The 16,692-nt window shown below is 68.9% G+C and carries 15 protein-coding genes; all 15 read right to left on the reverse strand.

Annotated features, from left to right (window positions below):
* Positions 1-78 precede the first annotated feature (78 nt).
* Entirely contained in the window at positions 79-906 is an 828-nt protein-coding gene (pyrF, locus tag A9Z05_RS02755) for an orotidine-5'-phosphate decarboxylase (protein ID WP_006483119.1), read from the reverse strand.
* 39 nt (positions 907-945) lie between these two features.
* Complete coding sequence (locus A9Z05_RS02760; protein ID WP_069616783.1) at positions 946-2,007, reverse strand: aldose 1-epimerase; 1,062 nt, start codon at positions 2,005-2,007, stop codon at positions 946-948.
* 49 nt (positions 2,008-2,056) lie between these two features.
* Positions 2,057-2,866, reverse strand: a complete 810-nt coding sequence (locus A9Z05_RS02765) for an SDR family NAD(P)-dependent oxidoreductase (RefSeq protein WP_069616784.1) — start codon at positions 2,864-2,866, stop codon at positions 2,057-2,059.
* A gap of 22 nt (positions 2,867-2,888) precedes the next feature.
* Positions 2,889-3,902 (reverse strand): L-arabinose ABC transporter permease AraH, encoded by a 1,014-nt coding sequence (gene araH, locus A9Z05_RS02770; protein ID WP_069616785.1) that lies wholly within the window; start codon positions 3,900-3,902, stop codon positions 2,889-2,891.
* 88 nt (positions 3,903-3,990) lie between these two features.
* Entirely contained in the window at positions 3,991-5,502 is a 1,512-nt protein-coding gene (araG, locus tag A9Z05_RS02775; RefSeq protein WP_069616786.1) for an L-arabinose ABC transporter ATP-binding protein AraG, read from the reverse strand.
* A gap of 66 nt (positions 5,503-5,568) precedes the next feature.
* Positions 5,569-6,564: an arabinose ABC transporter substrate-binding protein gene (locus A9Z05_RS02780; RefSeq protein WP_069616787.1), complete on the reverse strand. Its 996-nt coding sequence runs from the start codon at positions 6,562-6,564 to the stop codon at positions 5,569-5,571.
* A gap of 111 nt (positions 6,565-6,675) precedes the next feature.
* Positions 6,676-7,455: an SDR family oxidoreductase gene (locus A9Z05_RS02785; RefSeq protein ID WP_069616788.1), complete on the reverse strand. Its 780-nt coding sequence runs from the start codon at positions 7,453-7,455 to the stop codon at positions 6,676-6,678.
* Entirely contained in the window at positions 7,455-8,132 is a 678-nt protein-coding gene (locus A9Z05_RS02790; protein ID WP_069616789.1) for a 2-dehydro-3-deoxy-6-phosphogalactonate aldolase, read from the reverse strand. The genes A9Z05_RS02785 and A9Z05_RS02790 overlap by 1 nt, the downstream gene beginning before the upstream one ends.
* 22 nt (positions 8,133-8,154) lie before the next feature.
* Positions 8,155-9,180 carry a 2-dehydro-3-deoxygalactonokinase gene (locus A9Z05_RS02795; protein ID WP_069616790.1) on the reverse strand — a complete coding sequence of 342 codons (1,026 nt, stop codon included), beginning with the start codon at positions 9,178-9,180 and terminating at the stop codon, positions 8,155-8,157.
* A complete protein-coding gene (locus A9Z05_RS02800; protein ID WP_011694140.1) occupies positions 9,177-10,076 on the reverse strand; it encodes an IclR family transcriptional regulator in 900 nt (299 codons plus the stop codon). Before A9Z05_RS02800 ends, A9Z05_RS02795 begins: the two co-directional genes overlap by 4 nt.
* Before the next feature lie 351 nt (positions 10,077-10,427).
* Positions 10,428-10,829 (reverse strand): EF-hand domain-containing protein, encoded by a 402-nt coding sequence (locus A9Z05_RS02805; protein ID WP_050013859.1) that lies wholly within the window; start codon positions 10,827-10,829, stop codon positions 10,428-10,430.
* 80 nt (positions 10,830-10,909) lie between these two features.
* Entirely contained in the window at positions 10,910-12,520 is a 1,611-nt protein-coding gene (locus tag A9Z05_RS02810; RefSeq protein ID WP_069616791.1) for a S10 family peptidase, read from the reverse strand.
* Positions 12,521-12,944: 424 nt separating this feature from the next.
* A complete protein-coding gene (mtgA, locus tag A9Z05_RS02815) occupies positions 12,945-13,682 on the reverse strand; it encodes a monofunctional biosynthetic peptidoglycan transglycosylase (RefSeq protein WP_069616792.1) in 738 nt (245 codons plus the stop codon).
* A gap of 14 nt (positions 13,683-13,696) precedes the next feature.
* The gene (gene aroE, locus A9Z05_RS02820; protein WP_069616793.1) at positions 13,697-14,563 is read right to left on the reverse strand and encodes a shikimate dehydrogenase; all 867 of its coding nucleotides are present in this window, start codon (positions 14,561-14,563) and stop codon (positions 13,697-13,699) included.
* Positions 14,560-16,644, reverse strand: a complete 2,085-nt coding sequence (locus A9Z05_RS02825) for an RNB domain-containing ribonuclease (RefSeq protein ID WP_069616794.1) — start codon at positions 16,642-16,644, stop codon at positions 14,560-14,562. The genes aroE and A9Z05_RS02825 overlap by 4 nt, the downstream gene beginning before the upstream one ends.
* Positions 16,645-16,692 lie beyond the last annotated feature (48 nt).

Here is a 16,692-nt window from a genome sequence, read left to right on the forward strand (position 1 = left end):
CGACCACGCGATAAAGGCGCGCGGCCCGCGGACGCGGACGCGGCGATCGAAGGCCGCCCGGAGTGGGCGGCCCGTATTTCAGCGATGCGCGTTGATCGTGTCGCGCGTCTTCTGCGCGGCGAGCGCCGCGGCTTCGGCGAAATCCTCGCCTTTGCTCGCGTACAGGATCGCACGCGACGAGTTGATCATCATCCCCGTGCCGTCGGCCGTGCGGCCCGCGTTGACAGTCGCCTGCACGTCGCCGCCCTGTGCGCCGATGCCCGGGATCAAGAGCGGCATGTCGCCGACGATCCCGCGCACGATCTCGATTTCCTTCGGGAACGTCGCGCCGACCACGAGGCCGAGCTGGCCGTTCTTCGCATTCCACTTGTTCGCCGCGAGATCGGCGACGACCTGGTACAGCGGCCGCCCGTTCGTATCGAGGAACTGCAGGTCGGACCCGCCCGGGTTCGACGTGCGGCACAGCACGATCACGCCCTTGCCCTCATGCTCGAAGTACGGCTCGACCGAGTCGTAGCCCATGTACGGGTTCACCGTGACGGCGTCCGCGCGATAGCGCTCGAACGCTTCGCGCGCGTACTGCTCGGCCGTGCTGCCGATGTCGCCGCGCTTCGCGTCGAGGATCACGGGCAGGCCCGGATGCTGGAGATGGATATGCGCGATCAGCCGCTCGAGCTGGTCTTCCGCGCGATGCGCGGCGAAGTACGCGATCTGCGGCTTGAACGCGCTCGCGTACGGCGCGGTCGCGTCGACGATCTGCCGGCAGAATTCGAAGATCGCGTCGGGCTGGCCGTCGAACTGCACGGGAAAGCGCGACGGCTCGGGATCGAGGCCGACGCACAGCAGCGAATTCGTGCGCTGCCACGCGGCGCGCAGCGATTCAATGAAAGTAAGCGGGGAAGACATGGCGGGTACTCGCGGCAAACCGTTGGTAGACCGCGTATTTTACCCGTGTCGCCGGCGTCCCCCGCGCGTCGCGGCATTGCTGCGCGCATCGGTGCGCCCGACGGTAAACGCGAAACGCCGCGTGAGCCGCTCGCCGGGCGCGAGCAGCGTCATTCCGTGCGCGGTCGCGCCGCCCGGCAGGTTCACCGCATTGATCGGATGATCGACCGGCTCGAAGCAGAAGAAATCCTCGCCCGGCGGCGTATAGAGCACGTACGCGTCGGCGTCGGCCGCGACGGTCAACGACAGCCGACGGCGCGGCCAGCTCACCGTCGCGTGGCCGCCCCAGCCGGTGAACGCGTGATTGACGAGCGCGGCCGGCAGCGGATACGCGACCCCGAACTGCCAGGCCGGCGGCACGCTGACGTGCCGCACCGGCAGGAAATCGGCGCCCGACAGCCACAGCCCGCCCGCCGCCGCGGCCAGCTCCGTCACCGCATCGCGCACGAGGAACGGATGCACGCCGAGCCCGAACGGCAGCCGCGCGCGGCCCGCGTTCTCGATCGTCAGCGCGATCGACAGCGTCGCGTCGTCGAGTTCGAACGACTGGATCGCGCGGAACGCGTACGGCGCGCCGGCGGCGCGGTCGAGCGACAGTTGCAGCGACGTGTCGGTCGCCTCGTCCACCTGCCACGGCGCGAGCCAGCCGTCGCCGTGGATCGGCAGCGGCTCGTCGCGGCGGTTGCGCGGCACCGCGACCTTGCGCCCGTCGCATTCGAAACGTCCGTCGCCGATCCGGTTCGAGTACGGCAGCAGCGGATAGCACGCGAGCTCGTTCGGGTCCGTCGCCGTCTCCGGGTGTTCGCAACGGCGGAACACCGGCATCAGCACGCCGTTGTCGCCGCGCCAGTCGAAGCGCGCGATGCCGCCGCCGAGGTGCGGCAGCACGTCGAGCCGCAGCGACGCGTTCGACAGCGTGACGACCGCCGCGGGCGCGGCGCCGACGCCCTGCGCGAACACGGCCGTCTGCGGGCCGGGGCTGACCGGCTGGGCGGCGGCGGCCAGGCGCGCGCGGCGCGACTGGCTGGCGGACGACGATGCGCGCGAGGACGTGGCGGTCATGGTGAGCTCCTTTCCTTCGTCGAAGAAACGATGCAGGTCGTGCGAGCGGTCAGGCCCAGCCGCCGTCGACGATCACGTCCTGCGCGGTGATCATCCGGCTGTCGTCGGCCGCGAGAAACAGCGCCATCCGCGCGAGGTCGGCGGGCAGCAGTTCGGCGTCGATGCACTGGCCGGCCTTGATCGCCGCGCGGCCCGCGTCGTCGAGCCACAGCCGGCGCTGCTTGTCGGTCATCACCCAGCCGGGCACCAGCGAATTCACGCGGATGCCGAACGGGCCGAGATCGCGCGCGAGGCCGCGCGTCAGGCCCTGCACGGCCGCCTTCGCCATCACGTAGACGGGATAGCCGCCGTTCTTCAGCATCCAGCTGATCGAGCCGAGATTGATGATCGCGCCGCCGCCCTGGCGCTTCATGTCGTCGATCACCGCCTGCGCGGCGAAGAACTGGTGGCGCAGGTTCACCGCGATGCCCGCGTCGAACGACGCGGGCGTCACGTCGCCGATCGCATGGCGTGCGTCGTTCGCCGCGTTGTTCACGAGCACCGCGATCGCGCCGATGCGCGCGCGGATCGCGTCGATCGCGCCGCGCAGCACGTCGACGTCGGTCAGGTCGCAGGACAGGAACAGCGGCGCATGACGCACGTGCGCGAGGCGTTCGGCCAGCGCGGCGCCGGCCGCCGCGTCGAGGTCGACGAACGCGACGCGCGCGCCCTGTTCGGCGAAGTGCTCGACGAACGACGCGCCGATGCCGGTCGCGCCGCCCGTGATCAGCACCGCGCGATCCTCGAGGCTCGGGTAGCGCGCGAAGCGCGCGTCGCTCGCCGCCGTGTGCGTGCCCTGCACTGATGTGTCGATGGTCATGCGGATCGTCTCCGTGGATTCGTCAGTCGCGTACGCCGCGATTCTTCAGCTGGTCGAGCAGCACGGCCGCGAGCAGGATCGCGCCGCGCACCAGGTACTGGTAGAACGCGTCGATGTTCAGCAGGTTCATCACGTTCTCGACGGTGCCCATGATCAGCACGCCGATCACGACGCCCGAGATGGTCGCGCGGCCGCCCATCAGCGACACGCCGCCGAGCACGCACGCGGAGATCACGTTCAGCTCGAAGCCTTGCGCGGCGTTCGGCTGGCCCGACGTGATGCGCGACGCGAGGATCACGCCCGCGAGCGCGGTCACCGCGCCCTGGATCAGGAAAATGTATACGCGCGTGCGTTCGACGTTGATCCCCGCGAGCCGCGATGCTTCCGGGTTGCCGCCGATCGCGAGCGTGTTGCGGCCATAGACGGTCTGGTTCAGCAGCACGCCGAACCCGATGAAGCACAGCAGCGTGACCCAGATCGGCAGCGACACGCCGAACATCGACAGCCCGCCGAGCGCGATGAACGTATCCGACGACACGCCGACCGCCTGCCCCTTCGACACGATGAAGCCGAGCCCGCGCACGATTTCCATCGTCGCGAGCGTGGTGATCAGCGCGTTGATCCGCAGGTACGCGATCACCGCGCCGTTCACGAAGCCGATCGCGGCGCCGGCCGCGACCGCGGCGACGATCGCGACGAATGTGTTGTCGGTCGCGTTCAGCACCATCGCGCACAGCACGCCCGAGAACGCGACGGTCGAGCCGATCGACAGGTCGAAGTCGCGCGACGCGAGACAGAACATCATCGTGCACGCGACCATGCCGATCTGCGAGATCGACAGCGCGAGGCCGAGCATGTTGTCGATCGAGAAGAAGTGATCGACGGTCAGCGACATCGTGATGAACATCACCGCGAAGATCGCGATCAGGCTGTATTCGGTCAGATGCTGCCACCACTTCTGGCGGTCGCTCTGCTGTGGCACCAGCGCGTCGGCCGACTTCACTGCGGCGCTGGCAAGGTTTTCGTTGGCTTGCATGATGTGTCTCCTGCTCCTGCATCGCGCGGCCCGCGCCGCGCGTGTTCGATTCGAATGTCCCGGGCTTGTCCGGACGTAGCCGGCCGCGTCAGGCCGCCTCGACCGCGCTCGTCTGCGGCAGCGCGAGGTTCAGCACCGCGTGCTCGTTCGCCTCGGCGCGCGGCAGCTCGCCGGCGATCCGGCCTTCGCGCATCACGACGATGCGGTCGGACACGCCGAGCACTTCCGGCAGTTCCGACGACACCATCACGATCGCGCAGCCGCGCTCCGCGAGCCGGTAGATCACGTCGTAGATCTCGTGCTTCGCGCCGACGTCGATCCCGCGCGTCGGCTCGTCGAGGATCACGACCTTCAGGTCGGGCTCCGCGAGCCAGCGCGACAGGATCGCCTTCTGCTGGTTGCCGCCCGACAGGAAGCGGATCTTCTGCCGCCGGTTCGGCGTCTTGATCTTCAGCCGCTGGATGAAACGATCGGCCGTTTCGCTTTCGGTCTTGCCGTTGATGAAGAGCCCCGCGCGCAGCGAATGGCGGCGGCAGCTGATGTTGATGTTCTCCGCGACCGACGCGATCGCGATGATCCCTTCTTCCTTGCGGTCCTCGGGGCACAGCACGATGCCGTGACGGATCGCGTCGCCGGTGCGCTTCACGTCGATGCGCTTGCCGTCGAGCGTCAGCACGCCCGCGCGCCGGCGGTCCGCGCCGTACACGAGCCGCATCAGCTCGCTGCGGCCCGCGCCGACGAGCCCGAAGAAGCCGACGATCTCGCCCGCGCGCACCGAGAAGCTGGCGGGTTCGCGCAATGCCGGGCCGTCGACGCCTTCGGCGGAGAACCGCACGTCGCCGAGCGCGCGCGGCGCGTAATGGTAGATGTCCGCGATCTCGCGCCCGACCATTTCGGCGACGAGCCGCTCGCGCGGCACGTCGGCCAGCGCTTCGTGCGACGCGATCTTGCGCCCGTCGCGAAAGATCGTGCATGCATCGCACAGCCGGTAGATCTCGTCCATCCGGTGCGAGATGTAGATCAGCGCGCGGCCTTGCGCGCGCAGATCGTCGACCAGCTTGAACAGCACTTCCGTCTCGCGATGTGACAGCGAACTCGTCGGTTCGTCGAGCGCGATCACGCGCGCATTGCGCATCAGCGCCTTGCAGATCTCGACCATCTGCCGCTGCGCGATCGACAGCCGCCCGAGCCGCGCGTCGGGATCGAGGTCCACGCCCATCTCGGCGAGCCGCTCGCGCACGTAACGCTTCGCCTCGCGCTTCCTGACCCAGCCGAACGCATTCGGCAGGCGGCCGAGCAACAGGTTCTCCGCGACCGTCAGGTCGGGCACGTACTGCAACTCCTGGTGAATCACCGCGATGCCGGCCGCGATCGACGCGGCCGCATTCGCGAACTGCACGGGCTGGCCGTCGACCAGCACGCTGCCCGCATCGGGCTGGTATTCGCCGCCGAGAATCTTCAACAGCGTCGACTTGCCCGCGCCGTTCTCGCCCATCAGGCCATGCACCTCGCCTGCATGCACGTCGAACGAAATGCCGTCGAGTGCGCGCACGCCGGGAAATACCTTGCCGATATTGTCAAAACGCAGTGCCGCTGACACGTCGTCTCCCCACTTCCAGATCCATCGACCGCCGGCCGCCGCGTCGCGCGGCAGCCGGCGGGCCGCTTACTTCGACGCGAGCCCCATCTCCTCGCGCACCTTCGACACGTTGTCGCGCGTCGCGAGCATGCCCGTCGTCAGCGTCAACGGCGGCGGCGCCTTGCCCTGCGTGATCCACGTGTACATCAGGTCCGAGGTTTCCTCGCCGTGGCGCTTCGGGCTGATGATCACGGTGCCGTAGAAGCCCGTCGGCTGCGGCTTCTTGAACTCGTTCAACGCCGAATCGGAACCGCCGATGCCGATGCCGATCATGTTGTCGGCCTTGAAGCCGCGCCCTTCGGCCGCGCGCACCGCGCCGAGCACGGCCTCGTCGTTCAGGCCGTACGCGACCCAGTGCTTGAACTGCGGGTTCTTCGTGAGCGCGATGTTCGCCGCGTTGAACGCGTTCTCGGTGTCGGTCTTCGCCTGCGGCGCCGCGACCACGTTCGCCTTCGGGAAGCCGGCGGCGACCAGCGCGTCGGTCGCGCCGCTCGTGCGGTCGTGCGCGGTCGGCAGCTGCTCGTAGGTGATGTCGATCGCGCCGACGTCCTTCATGTCCCAGCCGCGCTTCTTGATCTCGGCCGCGATGCCGTCGCCGACCTGCTTGCCGATGTTGTACGCGGAAATCCCCATGTGCGGCACCGACTCGATCGGCTTGCCCGCACCGTCGACGAGGCGGTCGTCGACCGTCATCATCTTCAGGTTGTGCGACTTCGCCTTCGCGACGATGCCCGGCCCGAGCTTCACGTCGGGCGTGCAGATGATGAAGCCCTGCGCCTTCTGCGCGGACAGGTTGTCGATCGCGCTCATCACCTTCTCGCCGGACGGCGCGCCGATCTTCACGAGCGTGAAGCCCTTCTGCTTCGCGGCGATCTCGGCGAATTTCCACTCGTCCTGGAACCACGGCTCTTCCGGCTGCTTCACGAGGAAGCCGATCTTGACCGGGTCGGCCGCGTGCGCGACCGGGCTGCCCATCACCACCGCGGCCGCGGCGGCCAGCGTTACGAACGTTCTGCGTTTCATCTCCAGTGTCTCCTTGTTTTCATCGAACAGGATGCAGCCGCTTGTTGGTTTCGACGCAGCGTGCGCGCGGCCGTCGCACGTGCGGTCTTTCGAATCGTCACGTCACTTGTGTCAGTCGTGATACAGCGCCGCGCGCCCGCCGTCGACGGTGATGCACGCGGCATTGATGAACGGCGCCTCGTCGGACGCGAGAAACACGGCCGTCATCGCGACCTCCTCCGGTGTCCCGATCCGCTTCATCGGCTGCAGCGCGAGCGTCTCGGCACGCGCGGCGGCCGGATCGGGCTGCGTGTCCCACCAGTCGCGCGTCAGTTGCGTCTCGATGTAGCCCGGCGCGATCGCGTTCACGCGTACGTTGCGCGCCGCGTATTCGATACCGAGCGCACGCGTGAGGCCGAGCACGCCGTGCTTCGCGACGGGGTACGGAAAGCAGCCCGGGATGATCCTGAATGCATGCGTCGACGCGATGTTCACGATGCTGCCGCGGCCGCGCTCGACCATGCCCTCCAGCGCCGCGCGGCAGCCGTGCCACACGCCGTCGAGATCGACCGCGAAGCAGCGGCGCCAGTCGTCGTCGGTCATCGTCAGCGGATCGGCGAACACGTTGATGCCCGCGTTGTTCACGAGCACGTCGAGCGGGCCGAACGCGGCTTCCGTCTGCGCGAGCGCATCGCGCACCGCCTGCTGCCGCGCGACGTCGGCCTGCAGCGGCAGCACGCGCGCGCCGTCGCATTCACGTGCAATCGCGGCGGCCGTGTGCCGCGCCTGCGGGAAGTCGAGATCGACGAGCGCGACGGCCGCGCCTTCGCGCACGAACGCACGCGCGATCGCGGCGCCGATGCCGCGGCCCGCGCCCGTCACCATCGCAACCTTGCCCGCGAGGCGGCCCATCATGCGGCTCCGCCGCGTGCGGCGCGCAAGCCGGCCTGGAACGCGCGCGCATTCGCCGCGGTCGTGTCCGCCGACTGGCCGGGGCGGTACAGCGCCGAGCCGAGCCCGAAGCCGTTCGCGCCGGCGTCGAGGAACGGCTGCATGTTGTCCGGCGAAATTCCGCCGACCGGAATCAGCGGCACCGCGCGGTCGATCACCGCGCGCCACGCCTTCACGACGATCACGCCGAGCTGCTCGGCCGGGAACATCTTCAGCACGTCGGCGCCATGCGTCAGCGCCGCGAACGCTTCGGTCGGCGTCGCGACGCCCGGCGCGCTCGCCAGCCCGCGCTCGCGTGCGCGGCGGATCACGGCCGCGTCGCCGTGCGGCATCACGATCAGCGCGCCGCCCGCGTCCTGCACGCGGTCGACGTACTCGGCGCGCAGCACGGTGCCCGCGCCGACGATCATGTCGTCGGGCAGCGCACGGCGCAGCGCCGCGATGCTGTCGAACGGCTCCGGCGAGTTGAGCGGCACCTCGACGATCCGGAAGCCGGCTTCGTACAGCGCACGGCCATGGTCGGCCGCTTCGGCGGGCGTGATGCCGCGCATGATCGCGATCAGCGGACACGCGTCGAACGCACGCATCAATGCGGCGTGGGGCGTGTACGGTGCGGGCAATGTCAGGTCGGACGGCATCGGCAATTCCTCTTCAAGCAGTTCACTGGTCGGCACAGACTGGCTCGCCGTCCGCGCGTACGAGCCCGGCGCGCGACGCGATCCGCCACAGGCCGCGCTCGGTCGCATGCGGGACGACACGCGCACGCGCATGACCGAATACCCGGAGCGCATCGACGTAGCGCGAACACAAACCGTCGTCGCCGATCAGCAGCAGCGGCTGGTCCGCGAGCGCGATGCCGCGCTCCGCGAGCATCGCGTCGAGCGCGTTGAGCTCATGGCCGATCAGCAGGCCGGACAGGTAGTCACCCTGCGCATCGGGGGCGAGCCGGTCGGTCAGCCCCAGCGTGCGCGTGCTGAAAATCGTCGCGAGCAGGCCCGTGCGCTGCGCGCCGCGTGCGACCGCCACGCCGCGCAGGAACGCCGCGCGATCGGGCGATTCGCCCGCGCGCATCGTGCGGCCGAGGATCGTGTGATCGCGCAGCACCGCGAACAGCTCGCCCGTCATGAAGGTCTGGAAGCGTTCGATCAGCCCGTCCTTCACCCACGCCCATTTCGCATGCGTGCCCGGCAGGCCGATCAGTACCCCTGAACGATCGGCGCCAAGCATCGGATCGCTCGCGAGCGCGCCGACGATCTGCGTTTCTTCGCCGCGCATCACGTCGGGCAATTCGCCCGTCGCGATCACGCCCGGCACGATCGAGACCGTCGCGCCGCGCGCCGTCGTGACCGTGATGAGGCCCGCGACGAGCGCGTCGGCGCCGGCCGGCACCGCGACGTACGGCGCCTCGCGCCAGCCCTGCGCGCTGCCGACCATCCCGGCGGCGAGCACCGGCAGGCCGGGCGTACGGTCGAGCCAGTCGCCGCACGCTTCCTCGAACACCGCGTCGAACCCGCGCGCGCCGCCGCCGGGCACGTGCATCACGCCGGCCGCCCGGCTGCGCATATCGATCGGCACGCCGTGCGCGTCGTACAGATACGCGCGCAGCGACGTGGTGCCCCAGTCGAGCGCGATCAGCGACGGGGACGCGGAACTGGCATCCGGAACGGGCCGGGTCGAAGTCGTCATCGTTTGATCCTGCGGGTACCCTGCGGCGGGCTCCAGCCCAGTTCCGCGGAAATGGCTCGCGCTTCGCGCTGCACGAGCGGAATCAGTTCGTCCATGCGGTCGTGCGGCATGTACGGAATCGTGCTGGCGACCGACACCGCCGCGACGATCGCACCCGACGCGTCGCGGATCGGCGCGGCCACGCAGCGGATCGACGCCTCGTTTTCCTCGAGATCGAACGTATAGCCGCCGGCCGCGTAATGGGCCATGCGCTGCAGGAACGCGCTCGTCTCGGGCCGGTTGTCGGGCTTGAAGTTGACGCCGGCCAGCGCGCGCCGCGCGGCTTCGAACAGCGAGCGCCACAGATCGGGATCGAGGTCGAGCATCATCGCCTTGCCGATGCCGGTCGACGCGAGCGGCATCCGGTGGCCGACGCGCGAGCGCATCTCCAGGCCGCGCGTGCCGGGAATCTTGTCGATGTACAGCACGTCGTCGCCGTCGCGCACGCCGAGATGGATCGTGTCGAGCGTCGCTTCCGCGAGCGCTTCCAGATGCGGGCGCGCCACCGCGGTCAGCGGCATCTGCTCGAGCGCGATCGTGCCGAGCTCGATCAGCTTCGGGCCGAGCAGGTAGCCGCCCTGCACCTGGCGCAGATAGCGCGCCTGCACGAGGCTGCTGACGAGACGGTGCGTCGTGCTGCGCGTCGTGCCGAGCGCGGCGCCGATCGCACGCATGTCGCGCGCGCCGTTCGCGATCGCCTCGAGGATCGCGAGGCCGCGCAGCAGCGTCTGCGTGCCGGCCTGCTGCGCGGCGAGGTCGAGCGGCGTGCTGGTCGCGCCGATGCTGTCGGTCAGCGACGTATCGGCCGGCATCGCGCGCCGGGCGTCGAGGGCAAGGGAGTCTGGCATCTTGGTCATGGAACGGGGCGTCTTCAACGGAATCGGTGAAGCCGCTCGCGCGGCGCCGGAACGGCGTCCGGTGCGGCGGCGTGGCGGCGGTCGATGCACCGAGTAAGGCGCCCGGCGAACTTCATGGAAGGTGTCTCCGTGTGCGACGGGCGCCGCGCGATGCGTGGGTCCGAAGCTGTCGATGTGCTTCGGATTGTAGGAGCGCACGCACTCGTCTCCAATATTTGAATGCGTTGTCCAGATAATGAGAATTCATGCGGAATCGGCGGCGGGCTCGATGCGCTGGCCGCGCCATGCGCGCGGGGGCGGGACCTGCCGTGCCGCAGGTTCCGCCCCCCGTTTGTTCACGCCGTCCCGCGCTTACTGCTGACTCGTGCTGCGCGCCTGCATGTAGCGCTGTACGTCGGCGAACGACACGCGGCCGCTGCCGCCCGCGTCGATCTGCCGGAAGTGGTTCGCGACATAGCCGAGGCCTGCCGCGCGCGCCTGCGACTCCGTAATCGAACCCGTGTTCTGCGTGTCGGCCGCGCTGAACTGCCGCGCGAGCTTGCGCACCACCTGCGCATGCAACGCGGCGCCGGTGGTCTGCGTGCCGGCGGTCGCATGGCGCGCGGCCGGCGGCACGTACGGATCGCCGAGCTGCGCCTGGCGCGCACGCGCCGGCGCGGCGGCGGCGTCGCTCGCCTGCGCGAACGCGGAAACGGATGCGGCGGCGCCGACGCATGCGAGCGCCGCGGCAACGACGATGAAACGATTCTTCATGTCAGGCTCCAGTCTGGAATGAGGTCGTCGACTGCCGGCGAGCGGCGCCGACGAGGACGCCTGTCGCCGGCCTCGCGCAATCAGTGCGCGGCCGCGTTGTAGAAGGTCACGAGGTCGGCTTTCTCCTGCGGGCGCGACGTATCGTCGAGATAGACCATGTGCCCGCCCTGATAGTCCCGGATCGTCAGGTTCGGTTGCGTGCCGAGCCGCGCGAGGTCGAGCTCGGTCTGGTAGAACGGCGTCGCGATGTCGTGATACCCGTTCAGCGACAGCACCTTCAGCGCCGGGTTCAGCGTCAGCGCCGCGGCCAGATCGGGGATCGTGTCGGGCATCGCGAGGCCGTCGTGCGTCCAGTCCCACGTGTTGATCGCATTGCTGCTCACCGAGTAGGCCGACTGCGCGGTGTACTTCAGTTCGTTCGGCAGATAGCTGCCGATCGTGTCGGTGAACGGCTTCGTGATGAACGAGCTGGACGGATCGCCGTCGGCCGCGAGCGGGCTCGACACGGGCACGTTCACGCGTGCGTCGTAGCGGCCGATCAGCGTGCCCGGCACCAGCGACAGCTGGAAGCTGTTGTCGAAGAAGGTCGGGACCACGTTGAAGTCCGCATTCCACAACGCCTGCTTCACGCCGGTCGAATTCGCCATCGTCGTGACGAGACTCGGCGGCGGCGGCGTGTGGCTCGCCAGGTACGCGTTCACGGCGGGCGCGTAGCTGCCGGCCGTCAGCAGCCGCATCTGGTCCGCATACTGCGGCAGGTTCGACGGATTCGGGTTGTCGAGCTGGTAATACGCGCCGACCGTGCCGTACGACGGCACGAAGCCGGCGCAGCTCACCGGGCTCGCGCCGTTGTTCGAGTTGCCGACATAGTCGCTCGCCATGTCGCAGTTCGTGTTGTAGTTCAGGATCGACGACTGCAGCACGATGCCGTCGAGCTTCACGCCGGCCGTCTCGAGCAGGTTCGCGAGCACGTCGGTGCGCGGCGTCCCGTACGACTCGCCGAACAGGTACTTCGGCGAATCGTTGCGCTGGTTCACGCTCAGGTAGCGCGTCACGAAATCGCGGAACGCGCCGGCGTCCTGGTCGACGCCCCAGAACGTCTGGTTCGTGTTCGGCGCGACCGCTTCCGAGAAGCCGGTGCCGATCGCATCGACAAACACGAGGTCGGTCGTGTCGAGCAGGGTTTCCTGGTTGTCGACGAACGGGAACGTCGACGTGTTCGCATTCGGGTCGCTGGTCTGGATCCGGCGCGGGCCGAACGAGCCGAGGTGCAGCCACACCGAGGCCGAGCCGGGGCCGCCGTTGTACAGGAACGTGACGGGCCGCTTCGCCGCGGGCTGGTTGTCGGCCGTGTACGCGACGTAGAAGAACGATGCTTCGGGCGCGCCCGTCTGCGGATTGCGCGCGACGAGGTGGCCGGCCGTGGCCGTGTACCGGATCGTCTTGCCGTTCAGCGTGATCTGATGGTGCGTGACGGCGGCCTTTTCGACCGCGGCGGAGGCGTCGAGCGACGCGTTGGCGCTCGACGAATAACTGTTTGGATCGTTGTACGCGCGGTCGACCTGACCGGCGGGGTCGGCTGAATTGGCGGCGCTCGCTGCAGACGACGACGTCACGTCGTCATTGCAGGCCGTCAGAATCAGCGAAGAACACACCACCCCCAACAACAGCTTCGCTTTGCTCGCTGGCATCGTTGCGTTCCTTCCCGGATGTTTTTTATGTCGAGCAGCCGGATAAGCCGCCCCCCGCCTCGATTGCGGCCGATGAGCCGAGGCGCCGGCCAATATACGCGAGCCCGCCGGCTTTGAAAAATTTGGAAATATTCGGCGCGCAACCGGTGCAGCGCACACCTTTCAGGAATGCTTCGATTCGCGAAACGTTGCATTTCACGTCGCTTTCATCGACTTTCGCGTTTACCGGCGACGACTAAAAAAGCACCGGTTTCGTGCGATGTCGACCAACAAAATCGCGCGGTCATCGGTATTGCTCGGCAAAGCGAAATAGACGGATTCGTCTAAAGGATGCGGCCCGAAATGGTGTGGACACGCATGCGCTGCAGCGCACCAATCGCGCCTTTGCGACAGAAAGGACAATGCAGCGGCGCTGACGCGCCGCTTACTCGGATTGCGGCAGCTCGGCCGCGCCCATCCGCCGTGCGATGACCGCCGCCCGCTGCGCCTGGTAGGCCGAGCCGCGATGCGCATCGAACCAGCGTGGCTTCGGCAGCATCACCGCGAGGCGGGCCGACTGCCACGCACCGAGCCGGCTCGCGGGAATCCTGTAGTAATAGCGTGCGGCCGCTTCCGCGCCGTACACGCCGCGCCCCCATTCGACCGAATTCAGGTAGATCTCGAAGATGCGTTCCTTGTCGAGCACCGTTTCGAGCATCCACGTGATGATCAGCTCCTGCCCCTTGCGGATGTAGCTCTTCTCGCGCGACAGGAACAGGTTGCGTGCGAGCTGCTGTGTAATCGTCGAGCCGCCCGCGACGATCCTGCCGCGCGCCTTGTTCTTCTCCCACGCCTGCAGGATCGCGTCGACGTCATAGCCGTTGTTGGTCGCGAAGGTCGAATCTTCGGACGCGATCAGCGCGCGCTTCAGGTTGCGCGAGATCTGGTCGTACGGCACCCACTGGTGCCGGATCTGCGCGGGCGGCGTGTCGCGCGACAGCCACCACGCGTCGGTGCGCATGAACGCGGTCGAGCCCGGGTTCACGAACGACCACAGCGCGATCTGCGCGAGATAGAACAGCTGCGTCGCGAGCCACGCGAGCGCGAACACCGATCCCGCGTAGACGATCCAGCGCGCGACGCTCACCGTCCGCGTGCGCTGCGTGCCGCTCACCGCCACCACGTGCCGCGCTCCGTTCAGTTCGCCGCGAGCGCCTGGCGCAGCGCGGCCAGCACCGGTGCGCCATCCGGCCGCACGCCGCGCCAGATAAAGAACGATTCGGCCGCCTGTTCGACCAGCATCCCGAGCCCGTCGGCCGTGCGCGCACCGAGCGACGCCGCATGCTGCATGAACACGGTCGGCTGCGCGCCGTACATCATGTCGTACGCGAGCGTGCCGGCGCCGAACGCGGCCGCGTCGCATTCCGGCAGCGCGGCATCGAGGCTGCCGGCCGTCGCATTGATCACCACGTCGTACGGTTCGGCCCGCACGACGCCGGGGCCGCCGCCCGCGAGCGTGCAGCCCGCATCGTGCGCGGCCTGCATGAACTGGCCGACGAGCGCTTCGGCCTTGCTCGCGGTGCGGTTCACGATTTCGATCGACAGCGGTCCGCGGTCGAGCAGCGGCAGCACGACGCCACGCGCGGCGCCGCCCGCGCCGAGCAGCAGGATGCGCGCCCCCGCGAGCGACACGCCGAGATTCGCTTCGATGTCGCGCACGAGGCCGACGCCGTCGGTGTTGTCGCCGTGGAGGCGGCCGTCCGCATCGATGCGCAGCGTGTTCACCGCGCCTGCCGCCGCCGCGCGCGGCGACAGCGTGTCGGCGAGCGCATGCGCGTCGAGCTTGAACGGCACCGTCACGTTCGCGCCGCGCCCGCCTTCGGCGACGAACGCGCGCACGGCGGCCTCGAACCCGTCGATCGGCGCGAGCCGGTGCGCGTACTCGATCGGCTCGCCGGTCTGCGCGGCGAACTGCGCATGGATGAACGGCGACTTGCTGTGCGCCACCGGGTTGCCGAACACGACATAGCGGTCCGTGCCGCTCGTCGACGCAACTGCGTTCATGATGCGCGTCCCTCTTCGCCGTCGTTGCCGCTCGCGGCTTCGCCGCCCTCTGCCGCCGCGTCGCCCGACTCGGCCAGCGCCTCGGCCTCGGTTTGCGCCGACGCGTCTTGCGCGTCGACCAGCGTGTCGTCGCCGCCTTCGACATCATCCTCTTCGTCGGCCGCGTCGCCGCTCGTCACGGTCGGCGCGTCGAGCACGTTCAAGAGGCGCACCGACGCCTCGATCGTCAGCTCGTCGAGCGACATCACGTCGAGCAGCACGCGCGTGCCGCGCGCATGCACGCCGAGCCCCGGCACGTGCAGCAGCAGCGGGATTTCCTCGAGGCGCACGAGATCGCCCTTCACGACGCTCGCGACGACCTGCTTCTTCTGTTCCTGCTTGAGCCAGCGCAGGCACCAGAAATATTCCATCCGGCGCTGGTAGTCGGCATAGGCCGTGTACGTATCGTCGAAACCCTGCACGACCGCGTAGAGATCGGCGTCCTTCGGCTTGAACGGCGCGGCGAGCTTCGCGGTGACGCCGTGCTGCACGCACGCGAGCAATTGCCACTGGTTCACGAGGTCGACGTAGCGGCGCAGCGGCGACGTGCTCCACGCGTACTGCGCGACGCCGAGGCCTTCGTGCGGCGCGGCCGTCGTCTGCATCCGCGTGCGCTTCGGGCCCGGCGCGCCGAAGCCGCGCTGCGACCGGTAGATGCCCGGCACCGTGTGGTCGTGCAGGAACGCGCCCCAGGTCGAGTTCGCGAGGATCGCGAGCTCCGACACGATCAGGTCGAGCGGCGAGCCGCGGCGGCGCGGCGTGATCGTCACGTGCTCGCCTTCGACGTAGAAGTTGTAGTCGGTGTTGCGCTGCACCTCGCGCTTCAGGCCGTAGCCCGCGCGCGCGACCTGGCGCTTCTCGAACAGCGCCTGCGCGAGCGGCCACAGCACGGCGATGTCGTCCTTGTGCGGGTAGTCGCCGGTGCCGGCCGCGAGCGTCTCTTCGTTGACGAGCTCGTCGAGCGTGTTGTGGCGCAGGTTGTTCTTCACGAACACGAGCTCGGCGCGGGTCTCGTTCGCGACGATGTCCTGCGTCTCGCGGTTGACGATGATGTACAGCGACAGCGCCGGCCGGTAATCGCCCTCTTTCAGCGTGAACACGTCGACGACGTCGTCCGGCAGCATCGTGATCTTGTCGCCCGGCATGTAAACGGTCGACAGGCGCGCGCGCGCGATCGCGTCGACCGGATCGCCGCGCACGATGCCGAGCGCCGGCGCCGCGATGTGCACGCCGATCCGCACCCGGCCGTCGGACAGGTGCTCGACCGAGAACGCGTCGTCGATTTCGGTCGTCGTGATGTCGTCGATCGAGAACGCCTCGACGTTCGCGCGCGGCAGGTCGTCCGGCAGCGGGCCGACCGTGACGGGCGGAAAGCCGGTGCCGTGCGGGAAGAATTCCGCGAGGAAGCGCGCTTCGTGCAGCGCACGCGGCGACTCGATGCCGCCGCAGTCGAGCATCAGCCGCGCCGGCGACACGCCGCGCGCGCCGGCCGCCGCTTCCATCGCCTTGTACTCGATCGAATTCTTGTCCGGCCGCGTCAGCAGCCCGAGCACCTTGCCCGCGAACGCTTCCGGCAGCTTGCCGGCCTTCAGCTCCTCTTCATACTGCGCCTGCACGAGCGCCTGCTGGCGCTTGCGCTCGAGCGACGCGAGCGCCATCTTGAGCTGCTCTTCCGGCGCGCGCTGGTACTGGCCGCGCCCCTTGCGGCGGAAATAGACGGGCGAGCCGTGCAGCCGCAGCACCAGCGCCGCGCGCTCGACCGGGCCGTACGTCGCGCCGAAGTATTCGGCGGCCAGCGCCGTATACGCGAACTCGTCGGCCGGCGCGCATTCCCACAGGAAGTCCAGATCGATCTGCTGCGCGGCCGTGTCGGCCTCCTGCATCAGTTCGCCTGCAGCCGGCTTGTCGAATTCGATCAGCACGTCTTTCGCGCGCACCTTCGCGCGCCGCCCGCCGGGCAACTCGACCTGAAACGCGTCGCCCTGGCGCGACAGCACGCTGCCCGCCTTGAAACTGCCCGATTCCTCGAAGAAAACGTTCACTCAGTACTCTCGTTCAGACTGCCGGGCGCCGCGTCGGCGGCGCCGCAT

This window comes from Burkholderia sp. A2 (genome assembly GCF_001729305.1).
Taxonomy (GTDB): Bacteria; Pseudomonadota; Gammaproteobacteria; order Burkholderiales; family Burkholderiaceae; genus Burkholderia; species Burkholderia sola.